We start from the raw sequence: 10,561 nt of genomic DNA on the forward strand, positions 1-10,561 counted from the left end.
CTAGAAGTCCTCCTCCACGGCAGCGGCAGCCGCGATCTCGGCGAGGAACGGGGCCGGGTGTGCGGCCGTGCTGTCGTGCGGTGCCGCCGCGATGCTGAGCCGGTGCCGGGCCAGGGCTCGTACTGCCTCCCGTGCCGCACCGTCATCGGCACCCGGTCCCGGGTCGAACCCCGGCAGCAGGACACCGACTTCGATGCTCGGTGCAGTCGAGGCCGGGATGTCCAGGTCCGCCCGGCCGGTCCACACGTCGTCCCGCCTGGCCAGCGCAACGCGGTTCGGCGGGCTGCCGTCCACCTGGACCTCCGCCGCCAGGTGCACCCCGCCCACGGGGGCCGCGATGTCGGCGACGACCTCGACCTCGATCCGCCGCCCGGCGCCGAGCGCGTACGCCGTCCAGGACACGGCTTCCTCGGCCGCGTCGACGAAGCCGGGAGGGTAGCGGCACCAGTCGTTGGTCCCCGAGCCCCGGGCGATCACGCGGCCGGTCGCGGGGCGGAGACTACCTGCTGCGAGAGCGAACTCCTGCTGCTGTACGAAGAGTTCGGTGAGATGAAGCGGCGCGGCGGTCGGCCCATGGTCCTGTTCCAGGGCCGACCGGAGGCGCCGTAGCGCCTCCCCGTCCAGCCCGACGTTGTCGGCCGCGTCGTCGATCAGCTCCAGGACTCGGTCCAGTTGGCGAGGCGGGGCCGCTGACTGCCGCCAACGGATCAGCGAGTCGAGCGCGGCCAGATGCTCCTCCAGCAGATCGGCGCCCTCCAACTCTGCTGACTCGTCGATGAGTTGCTGGCATTCGTGGGTCAGTGCGGCCAACTCCAGCCCCAGCACGTCCCGTTCGAGCGCGGGAATCCCGTCCAGGTACGACGTCGGCCACCAGCGGGCCGCCCAGTGCCCGAAAGCGAGGCGGGCGGCACCCTCGGCGAGAGCGGTCGGCTGCTCGGGCAGCGTCAGCTCGGCGGCCGAGGTTTCCGACGCGAGGGTGTCGACAGCGGCGGCCGTGCGCTCGCCGTAGACCGCCCACAGCCACTGCTGGGCCAGCCCCACGTCGTGAATCTCCGCTGCCGGAAAACCTGTTGGGTCGAGAACGGGCCAGGTCAGGACGGCGCCCGCGACTTCGAGAACGGCCCGGGTGAAGCTGGGACCGGCGGAAGGGCCCGCGATGTGCACGGTGCCGTCCTCGGCTCGCGTGATGGCACAGCGCCGTTCAGGCATCACGCGCTCCTCGGCTCGGCGGCGGGCTCGGCGGTCGCCGACAGGGTGCGCAGTGCCGTACGGACTCGTGCGCGGTGGTCCATCATCACCGAGCGGGCCACCCCGTCGAGCACGCCCCAGGCCGATGCCGCGTCGGGCAGTGCCGCGTCGCGGACGTCGCGCCCGTGCAGCCGTACCCAGAGGCGCCGCATGTACGCGGCCCACGGGGTGCGCAGGTCCTGGGCGAGGGCGTTCAGCACACCGCCGTCCGGGTCGGGGCGGGGGGAGACGGTCATCCTGCGGGCTCGGAGGACCGAAGCCTCCCGCTGCCAGCGGCTGTTGACGATGCGGTGTGCCGCTGTCGACCCCGCCACGGAGGTCCCGGCGCCCAGCGGATCGAGGCCCACCGCGAGTCGGCCGCCGAGCACGACGGTGACGCGCAGGCTCTCGTCGTACAGGCCCAGCGGGGCGCAGCTGCGCTCGACCTCCCGCCGGACGAGCTCCGGCACGGTCGGCAGTTGCTCGCGGTGGGTCGACGCCTGCAGCACGGTGAAGAGCCGTTCGAAGAGCGTGCGGTCGAACGGCGCGGGGAGGGTGGCGGTCGAGGCGCTCCGGCCGACCTCGGGGCGTGGGGGCACGTGGTGTGCGGTCAGTCCGAGGTGCGGGGGTACGTCGGCGCGGTCCCAGACGTCGGCCGGGTGCGCCGCCCACAGGGCTCGCCCGAGCAGGCTGCCCTGCCCGGCCCGGACCATGGCTGCGAAGGCCGGCGAATCAGCCCCCGCCGCACCGCAGGCCTCGAGAACCTCGGCCGCCAGGCCCGTATCGGCGGCGCCCGGTACCGCTTCGCGTCCGTCCCACGCCGCTGCCAGCTCGGCGTCGAGCCGGGCGCGCCGGACGGCGTCCGCCAGATGCTCCTTCAGCGCCTCCACCGTCCGTCCGCCGGAAGCGTCCACGACGTCTTCGAGTACCGCCCTCGCCACCGCGTCCGCGCCGGGCCCCGGCGCCCCGTGCTCGTTCGCCAGCTCGAAGCACCGCTGGAAATACAGGTCCTGGGGGTTGCCTGCCACGATCCCCAGCGCCCGGCGGGTCTTCTTCAGCAGCGTGAACCACCGTGCCGTCGCTTCCAGAACCGCGCCGGACTCCCGTATCAGCGCGTCGAGTTGCTCCGCCCCCTGCGCGTCGACGAAGTCGGCGGCGAGCTCCGGACGCAGCGCGGGCCGGACGATCAGCGGCAGCACGATCAGTTTGACCGTCCGGGTCAGCGGCGCGCCACCGGGCCCGCTCAGCGCCTGGGGACCCGGCCCGAGGCCGCGCCAAGCCCCGTCGATGACCATGGCGCGCGGACGGCGCTCACCGGTCGACGGCTGGCTCGGGGACGGCATGGGCAGAGCGTACGTCCTGGGGGAACTGGTGGTCGAACCTGGGATCGGTAGGCGCTGCCCGCCTCCTAACGTCCACACCACCAGGCAGAACGGACCAGAGGGGCAGGCACAGCATGGGAATCTTCGGCAAGGGCAAGAGCCGCGAGGAGAAGGCCGCCAAGATCGTGGAGCAGGTGGCCGGCGGCAAGGGTTTCTACGGCCGTATGACGCGCGCGACGCTCGGCGGCGAGGACTACGCCAGGCTCCAGCAGTCGATCGGTGCGTACAACTCCGGTGCCACCGTGCGGCAGTTGCTCGGCATGGGCGTACCGACGATCCCCGCCGTCGTCGTGTCGCTCAGCGACACCGGCAAGCTGGTCAACTACGACCCGGTCGTCGACCTGGTTCTCCAGCTGACCGGGGTCACCGCCGACCCGGTCACGCTCCAGACCATCGTCTCGAAACTGCGCATCCCCCGCGCCGGTGATCAGGTACTCCTGATCGCGGACCCCGCCAACCCCGGCGGTTACCTCTACGCGGGAGATGGAGTGACGCCGTGACGACACCGCCGTACGAAGCCGACGTGATGGCGCTCGGAGGCCGAAGAGCTCCGATGGAGCGCGCATGCCGTAGCGCTTGGCGGCCGGGTCGAGGCCGTCGTCGTGCACTGCGGGCGCGGTGTCTCAGGGCTCCTCGAGCAGGTGTCGAGCCGTGGCGATGTCGGTGACCAGGGCGGTGATCCAGCGGCCGCGCACCGCGGCGCGTACGGCCGTGTACTTGCGCTCACCGCCGGCGACGGCGATGCGGCGCGGGACGGTGCGCAGTTGGTCGACGGAGATGCCGATCGTTCGCTCGCCAAGGCCGGCGTCGACATGCATGCCTGGCTCCCGCCGGGCGACACGATCAGGCTCGTGGTCGTGGACGAGTCCGGCACCGAGAAAGTCCTCGCCGAACTGGACGGCCGCTTCTGGTCCGTCGAACTGGCGTCACCCTTCACCGGCCGCGTGACCGGTGTGTTCGCCGAGCGCGGCACCGTCCACTTCACCGACTTCCGCTACCACGGAGAGGGCTTGTCGTGACCTCGCTGCCGCGCCGCGTCCTGTTCGGCGCGGCCTAATACCACGAGTATCAGCCGTACGACCGCCTGAAGGACGACCTCGATCTGACGGCCGAGGCCCACTTCACCGTCATCCGGGTCGGCGAGTCCGTCTGGTCCACCTGGGAACCGGCGAACGGCCGTTTCGACCTCGACTGGCTCCAGCCCGTCCTGGACGGCGCCCACGAGCGCGGCATCTCCGTCCTCCTGGGGACCCCGACGTACGCGGTGCCGCCGTGGCTCGCCCGTCAGTACCCGGAGATCGCGGGGGAGCGGGGCACCGGTCGGCGCATCCCCTGGGGCGCCCGGCAGGAGGCCGACATCACCCACCCGGCGTTCCGCTTCCACGCCGAGCGGGTGACCCGCAGAATCCTCGAAAGGTACGCAGGCCATCCGGCGGTCATCGGATTCCAGGTCGACAACGAACCCGGCAACGAACTCCTGTACAACCACGGTGTGTTCCAGCGCTTCGTCGACCATCTGCGGGCGAAGTACGGCGACGTGGAGACCCTCAACCGCGCATGGGGCCTGGTCTACTGGTCGCACCGGCTGTCCACCTGGGCCGACCTGTGGACGCCCGACGGCAACGCACAACCTCAGTACGACATCGCCTGGCGGGAGTTCCAGGCCCGGCAGGTGAACGAGTACATCGCCTGGCAGGCCGGCATCGTGCGGGAGTACGCGCGCCCGGAGCAGTTCGTCACCACGTGCATCGACTACGGTCGCCCCGCGGTCGACGACGACACGATGACCGATGCCCTCGACGTCTCCTCGGGCAACGCCTACTACGAGACACAGGACGCGCTGGCACTGCCCGGCACGGACGTGCCCGTCCGTCACCCGTGGAAGGTCATGGGCCCGCGGGGGCTGTACCTGAGGGCTGACCGCATGTACTCCTCCCGTCAGGAGCCCTTCCTCGTCACCGAGACGAACGCGGGCGGCGTGGGCGGCCCGTTCGAGAACCGGCCTCCGTACGACGGACAACTGCGCCAGGCCGCCTGGGCCTTCGTGTCCCGGGGCGCGGGGATGATCGAGTACTGGCACTGGCACACGCTGCACTTCGGCGGCGAGACCTACTGGGGCGGTGTGCTGCCGCACAGCGGCCGGCCCGGACGGATCCATGCGGAAGTGGCCCGTATCGGCGCCGAGTTCGAAGCTGCCGGAGACCTCGTGGTGGACCTGGTCCCGGACGCGGACGTCACCCTGGTGTACTCCCGCCCGACCAAGTGGCTGATGGAGAAGTGCCCGCCACTCGCCCACCCGGACGGCAACCCCGACCCCGACTCGTACGACGCCCTGTTCGACCCCTTCCACCGGGGCGCGTTGGACGCCCGGCTCCAGACGCGCATCCTGCACGCCCGCACACTCGCCGACACGCCTCCCGAAGAGGCAGCGCGGCAGCGCCGAGTACTGGTCGTACCCGGCCTGTACCTCACCGACGACCGGACTCTCGACTGGCTCGGGGCCTACGCCGAGGCGGGCGGTCACCTCGTCCTGGGGCCGCGCACCGGGTACGGCGACGAGGAGGGCCGTGCGCGCACCGACGTCCTGCCGGCCCGGCTGGCCACCGCCTCGGGCGTGCACTACGCGGAGTTCTGCAATCTGAACGAGGCGGTGCCCGTCATCGCCGTCCACGCGGCTTTGGCGATCGGCGCGGCGGTCGCGGCCACCCGATGGGCCGACAGCCTCGTCGTCGACGACGCCACCGTCCTGGCGCGGTACGACCACCCCCACCTGGGTCAGTGGCCCGCCGTCACCACACGCAGGGTCGGCGAGGGGCGCATCACCTGCGTCGGCACCGTGCCCGACGAGGAGTTGGCCAAGGCTCTGATGGCGTGGGCGTGTCCGTCGTCCCTCGACGCCTGGTCGGACCTGCCCGCGAGCGTGACCCGCACGAGCGCGACCGCCACCGCCGGCCGTCGCGTCCACTTCCTGCACAACTGGTCCTGGGCACCGGAGCCCGTACGGCTTCCCAAGGCGTTCCGGGATGCCGTCAGCGGTCGGCCCTGCGCGGAGGGCGAGTCCCTCGACTTGGGTCCGTGGGACGTCCGTGTCCTCGTGGAGGGCGGCGAGGACGGGGCGGGACCACAGCGATAGAGGTCTGGTGCTGCGGCGACCGTGGATGTCATGGGTCCGGGCTGGCGACTTATTGCTGGGATGTATGAGGCGATCCCAGCCTCACCTGTGTCCGGTACCCGGCGATGCTCCTCAGGGGGCACGGCGACTCGCCGACGGACTCGAGATGTGTCCCACCTGCCGGTCCCGGGAGCGTGGGTAAGGCACTTTGGGTTGGCGCTGCGGAATCTCAAGATGCAGCCAATAGCTGTGCTACGCACGGGTAATAGCGCGAAATCGGAGTCCGAGGGGTTGATGCCGTGACGGCTGCGGCAGGGTCGCACCCCCCTGTCTCTCTCTCCGCTCTCGACTTCCCCTGTCACTGGAATCGTGGCGAAAGGGACCTTGTCATTTCATGCCGTGGCGCCGTAACGTCCTCGCAACCCGGAAACATCCCAGCAATCGGAGTCGACGGGCCCCGCGCACACTTCGTCTCCCTCGATGCGGAGCCGTCGTCTCCTCTTCGACCGAACGCCCACCCCCGCACCGCTCGCCCCCGAGCCCCGCCCGGGGTGCCGGACAGTCACGCCGGAGCTCCGCTCCCGCGATCTCCCCGGTCAACCATTCGGCACATCAGTTGCCATGGAGGTCTCGTCATGCCGAGAGCGATCAACAGACGGCAGTTCCGGCTCCTGGACGGTGGCGGCAACGTGTCCGAGGGCTCCGTCGCCAAGCAGTGGGCCTGGGGCAACAGCACCAACATGCAGTGGACCGTCAGCCCCGTCTGACCCCTTCTCAGAGCCCATGACCCCGCGCGGTGTCGAACTCCGGCCCGCGCCGAAGGCAGACGACCCGACCACAAGTGAACAGGGATACCTCCATGACCATGAGACAACCGGTCCGCCGACTGAGCGCGCAGGCCGTGGCGCTGACGCTGGCCGTCGCGGGCGGGGTGGCGGCCCTGGCCGCGTCGCCCGCGCAGGCCGCGAGCGGCACGATCGGCGTGACCCTGACGACGTCCGACCTGAGCCAGGCGCTGACCCCGCAGCCGGGCATCGCCCTGGGTCCGGTGTCCTCGGGCAGTGTGAACCTGAAGGTGGACGACACACAGTCGTTCCAGACCATCGACGGCTTCGGCGCCGCCTTCACCGACACCTCGGCGTACCTCCTGCAGAACAAGCTCGGCGCGGCCACCCGCGACCGGGTGATGCGCGACCTGTTCACCCGCGGCGCGGGCATCGGACTGTCACTGATGCGGACGCCGATGGGCTCCTCCGACTACACGGCCACACCGGCGGGCAGCCCCGCCACCTACTCCTACGACGACAACGGCGGCGTAGCCGACCCGAGCCTCGCCAACTTCTCCACCGCTCACGACGACGCCTACGTCATCCCGGTCATCAAGCAGGCCCAGGCACTCAACCCGTCGATGAAGCTCTTCGCCAACAACTGGAGCCCGCCGGCCTGGATGAAGACCACCAACACGATGCTCGGCCAGGGCAACGGCACCCTGCGCTCGGACATGTACGGCCCGCTCGCGCAGTACTACGTGAAGTTCCTCCAGGAGTACAAGGCCAAGGGCGTCGACGTCTGGGGCGTCACCCCGCAGAACGAGCCGACGATCTCACCGTCCACGTACTCCGCGATGCTGTGGCCCGCGGGCAACGAGGCGACCTTCATCGCCGACAACCTCGCTCCGGCACTGCAGCAGGCGGGCCTCGCCGGCACGAAGATCCTCGGCGGAGACGCCGACCACGTGGACACCAACTACGCCAACACGCTGATGGGCAACCAGACGGCCAGCGACGCCATGTACGGCACCGCGTGGCACTGCTATCAGAACGACCTCGGCAGGATGACCACCATCCACAACTCCTACCCGGACAAGCGGATCTACGAAAGTGAGTGTTCCACCGGGCCCGGCATCGCCCCGATGAACGCCTCCCAGCTCGCTCTGGAGTCCACCTTCAACTGGGCCAACGGCGCCCTGCTGTGGAACCTGGCCGTCGACACGAACGGCGGCCCGAAGATGGGTGTCGGCTGCGACAACTGCACCGGCCTGGTCACCGTCGACCAGGCCACCGGGAAGGCCACGTACACCGACAACTACTACCAGTTGGGCCAGTTCTCCAAGTTCGTCGTCCCCGGCGCGACCCGGATCGGCTACAGCGACGGCGGCGGCGTCTGGGCCCAGGTCTACCGGAACCCCGACGGCGGCGAGGTGCTGGTCGCCTACAACAACAACTCCTCCGCCACCACGTTCACCACCACCTGGAACAACGCCGGATCGTTCTCCTACACGCTGCCCCCGCACGCCACGGTCACCTTCACCCGGGGCGCGCAGACGGCCGCCGGCCAGATCGTCGGCCAGGGGTCGCACCGGTGCCTGGACGACACCGGCAACGCGGCAAACGGAGTCCAGCAGCGCATCTGGGACTGCGCGTCGGGGAGCGCCGACCAGCAGCACGTGTACTCGGCGAGCCGTGAGCTCCAGGTCGCCGGCAAGTGCCTGGGCGCGTTCGGGAACGGCACCGCGAACGGCACCAAGGTCGTTACCTGGGACTGCAACGGCGGCGCAAGCCAGAAGTGGACCTTCCGCGCGGACGGCAGCATCACCAACGACCTGTCCGGCCTCTGCCTGGACGTGACCGGCACGGCCACGGCGAACGGGTCCAAGATCCAGCTGTGGAGCTGCACCGGCGCCACCAACCAGAAGTGGTCGGCGTCCAGCGGAGGCTGACACGAACGACGCGAGGCTGGTCCGCGGGTGCGCCCGCGGCCCAGCCGGGCGAAGCGCCATGTCGTATCGCTGCCTGCCCGTGCGCCCTTTTTCTGCGTCCAGAAGAGCCCCAGCTTCTTCGGCGAGTAAGACACCCCCGGGCATCCAGCGGAGCAGCAACAAGCTTGTGACACAGCCAGTCGCTTGAACGGCCAGGCTCGCTGAGGGTCCTCATCTGTCTGCGGCCAGCCGCATCTCGAGACCGGGAAGGTGCTGCCAGGGTGGATTCGGCGTAGAGCAAGCAGCGGACTCATAATTCGTGGGCCGTGGGTTCGAGCCCCACCCGCCCCATTGTGCACGTCCCTGGCCTGCGGAAACGTCTCATCCGGGGGACGGATTCAGGAGTTTGTGTCAACGGACGGAATCCGCTGCTCGTGACTTCAACTCTGGGACCGTAGGCGTTAGTTCGAATCGCGCTGACCTGCTCTGATGCTATGGCCCGGGTGCTGGACACCCCTCGGGAGCCGACGTTTTCGAGGGGCTGGACGCACGGTTCTGGATCCTGGCAGGACGCGAGGAATCGCAAGTGCCGTCTGGTGCTCTTCGTGCCGTGACAACGGCCCGTACAGGAAACGGCCCAGCACGTCCTCGCCTCATGCCGCGGCATGCGCGCCCCTGTCCCTTTGTGGCACGGCCAGGTAGCCGACGAATCCGATGATCGCGGCCGTCCAGGCGAGGGTGACCGGTCCCAGGCCGAGGCCGAGGCCACCGCGGGTGCCGGGGAGCGCCATCCAGTCGGCGAGCGAGGCTCCGAGGGGGCGGGTGATGACGTACGCGGTCCAGAAGGCGGTGACCGAGCCCAGGGCGCCGAAGCGGTGGGCCAGGGCGGGTGCGCAGATGGCGGCGGCGAAGAGGGCGACCGAGCCCAGGTAGCCGAAGCCGATGGTGGCGGTCAGGTCGCCCGCGGCGGTCCCGAGGGCGAAGGTCGCCAGGACGGCCGCCCAGTAGAACGCCTCGCGGCGGCGGGTCCGGACGGCGTGGATGGAAAGGGTGCGCTCGCGCGCGTACCAGAGGGCGAAGACCGCGGCCAGTGCGGTGAGGAAGGCCGGTGTCGAGACGGCGTAGGGCACGCCGAGTCCGACGTGCAGGACGTCGGCGGCCATCGTGCCGAACACGCTGACCATGGCGACGGCCGTCCAGTACGCCCAGGCGACGTAGCGGCGGAGCGTGAACTGGACGACGAGGGAGGCCATCAGGGCGAGGCCGCCGAGCGCGACCGCCGGAATCGGGCCGAGGGTCCGGGCCAGGAGGTCCGACGCGGTCTCGCCCATGCCGGTGGTCAGGAGCTTGACGATCCAGAAGCAGATGGTCACCTCCGGCACCTTGTTCGCCAACTGGCGTACGGGGGCGACGGGGTGCTCGTCGAGGACGTGCTCTGCGGTCATGATCCGCACGATGGCACGTCGAGCATGAACGCAACCTGAACGGTGCGCGGGGCAGTACGGCAGCTGCTGCGGGAGGCCGAGGAACGCTGGCACGGCCTGTTCGCCCGGGACGGCAGACGCCTGGAGTGCGCCGCACGGGACGCACCGGCCGATGCCCTGGTCGCGGGCGCGCCCGTGTCGGAGGTGCTCGGCATCCTGCTGGACAACGCCCGGGCGCACGGGCGCGGCACCGTCCGGGTCGCCATCCGGGACCTGGAGGACGCCCTCGCCTTCGACGTGAGCGACGAGGGTGCCTGGCGGGCGAGCCGGCCCTGCTGTTCGACCGCGGGCACAGCGGGGGCGGACAGGGAGCCGGCATCGGCCTGGATCTCGCCCGGGACCTGGCCGTCTCGCTCGGCGGCAGGCTCTCCCTGGCCACTGCTCACCCGGCTACCTTCACGCTGCTCGTTCCTGTCGATCTGGACGAGGCACCTGGGGTGCCTGGGTGAGCCGGGCGTCTTGCGTCGCCTTCTTGGTCGCGGCAGCCTCGGGGGATGCCGGCACCAGCGTCCGGCCCCGCCCCGGGCAGCCGCGTCAACAACCCTGCGGGTCAATACACCTAGGGGGTGTTTTGAAAGTCCCGCACAGCACCCACGGCGCCCGGCACGCACCCTCGCCGCACCGGCCGAAGCCCCAAGTACGTCCAGTACGAGGGCCT

The 10,561-nt window shown here is 70.4% G+C and carries 9 protein-coding genes; 5 read left to right on the plus strand and 4 right to left on the minus strand.

Annotated features, from left to right (window positions below; genetic code table 11):
* Positions 1 to 1,209, minus strand: a complete 1,209-nt coding sequence (locus ACN6LB_RS03835; RefSeq protein ID WP_445024548.1) for a hypothetical protein — start codon at positions 1,207 to 1,209, stop codon at positions 1 to 3.
* Positions 1,209 to 2,570 (minus strand): hypothetical protein, encoded by a 1,362-nt coding sequence (locus tag ACN6LB_RS03840; RefSeq protein ID WP_445024549.1) that lies wholly within the window; start codon positions 2,568 to 2,570, stop codon positions 1,209 to 1,211. The genes ACN6LB_RS03835 and ACN6LB_RS03840 overlap by 1 nt, the downstream gene beginning before the upstream one ends.
* A gap of 113 nt (positions 2,571 to 2,683) precedes the next feature.
* Between ACN6LB_RS03840 and ACN6LB_RS03845 the strand changes: the two genes are divergently transcribed.
* Positions 2,684 to 3,109: a hypothetical protein gene (locus ACN6LB_RS03845; protein ID WP_445024550.1), complete on the plus strand. Its 426-nt coding sequence runs from the start codon at positions 2,684 to 2,686 to the stop codon at positions 3,107 to 3,109.
* A 123-nt stretch (positions 3,110 to 3,232) separates the two neighbouring features.
* Here the strand turns inward: ACN6LB_RS03845 and ACN6LB_RS03850 are convergent, their stop codons facing one another.
* On the minus strand, positions 3,233 to 3,427 hold the full coding sequence (locus ACN6LB_RS03850; RefSeq protein ID WP_445024551.1) for a sugar-binding domain-containing protein: 195 nt from the start codon (positions 3,425 to 3,427) through the stop codon (positions 3,233 to 3,235).
* On the opposite strand from ACN6LB_RS03850, the gene ACN6LB_RS03855 reads away from it, so the two are divergent.
* From ACN6LB_RS03855 to ACN6LB_RS03870, 4 genes are all read left to right on the plus strand, one after another.
* On the plus strand, positions 3,422 to 3,628 hold the full coding sequence (locus tag ACN6LB_RS03855; RefSeq protein WP_445024552.1) for a hypothetical protein: 207 nt from the start codon (positions 3,422 to 3,424) through the stop codon (positions 3,626 to 3,628). The two genes, ACN6LB_RS03850 and ACN6LB_RS03855, sit on opposite strands and share 6 nt — an antisense overlap.
* Positions 3,629 to 3,693: 65 nt before the next feature.
* Positions 3,694 to 5,742: a beta-galactosidase gene (locus tag ACN6LB_RS03860; RefSeq protein WP_445024565.1), complete on the plus strand. Its 2,049-nt coding sequence runs from the start codon at positions 3,694 to 3,696 to the stop codon at positions 5,740 to 5,742.
* 614 nt (positions 5,743 to 6,356) lie between these two features.
* Positions 6,357 to 6,488, plus strand: coding sequence for a hypothetical protein (locus tag ACN6LB_RS03865; protein WP_445024553.1), 132 nt, complete (start codon positions 6,357 to 6,359; stop codon positions 6,486 to 6,488).
* Positions 6,489 to 6,580: 92 nt separating this feature from the next.
* Positions 6,581 to 8,440, plus strand: a complete 1,860-nt coding sequence (locus ACN6LB_RS03870) for a ricin-type beta-trefoil lectin domain protein (RefSeq protein WP_445024554.1) — start codon at positions 6,581 to 6,583, stop codon at positions 8,438 to 8,440.
* Positions 8,441 to 9,072: 632 nt separating this feature from the next.
* Here ACN6LB_RS03870 and ACN6LB_RS03875 read toward each other — a convergent pair.
* Positions 9,073 to 9,864 carry a COG4705 family protein gene (locus ACN6LB_RS03875; RefSeq protein ID WP_445024555.1) on the minus strand — a complete coding sequence of 264 codons (792 nt, stop codon included), beginning with the start codon at positions 9,862 to 9,864 and terminating at the stop codon, positions 9,073 to 9,075.
* Between the last annotated feature and the right edge of the window lie 697 nt (positions 9,865 to 10,561).

This window comes from Streptomyces sp. SAS_270 (genome assembly GCF_052543295.1).

Coding starts and splice junctions, on each gene's coding strand:
- ACN6LB_RS03835 (WP_445024548.1), bottom strand. CDS start 1,209: ATGCCTGAACGGCGCTGTGCCATCACGCGAGCCGAGGACGGCACCGTG.
- ACN6LB_RS03840 (WP_445024549.1), bottom strand. CDS start 2,570: ATGCCGTCCCCGAGCCAGCCGTCGACCGGTGAGCGCCGTCCGCGCGCC.
- ACN6LB_RS03845 (WP_445024550.1), top strand. CDS start 2,684: ATGGGAATCTTCGGCAAGGGCAAGAGCCGCGAGGAGAAGGCCGCCAAG.
- ACN6LB_RS03855 (WP_445024552.1), top strand. CDS start 3,422: ATGCATGCCTGGCTCCCGCCGGGCGACACGATCAGGCTCGTGGTCGTG.
- ACN6LB_RS03850 (WP_445024551.1), bottom strand. CDS start 3,427: ATGCATGTCGACGCCGGCCTTGGCGAGCGAACGATCGGCATCTCCGTC.
- ACN6LB_RS03865 (WP_445024553.1), top strand. CDS start 6,357: ATGCCGAGAGCGATCAACAGACGGCAGTTCCGGCTCCTGGACGGTGGC.
- ACN6LB_RS03870 (WP_445024554.1), top strand. CDS start 6,581: ATGACCATGAGACAACCGGTCCGCCGACTGAGCGCGCAGGCCGTGGCG.
- ACN6LB_RS03875 (WP_445024555.1), bottom strand. CDS start 9,864: ATGACCGCAGAGCACGTCCTCGACGAGCACCCCGTCGCCCCCGTACGC.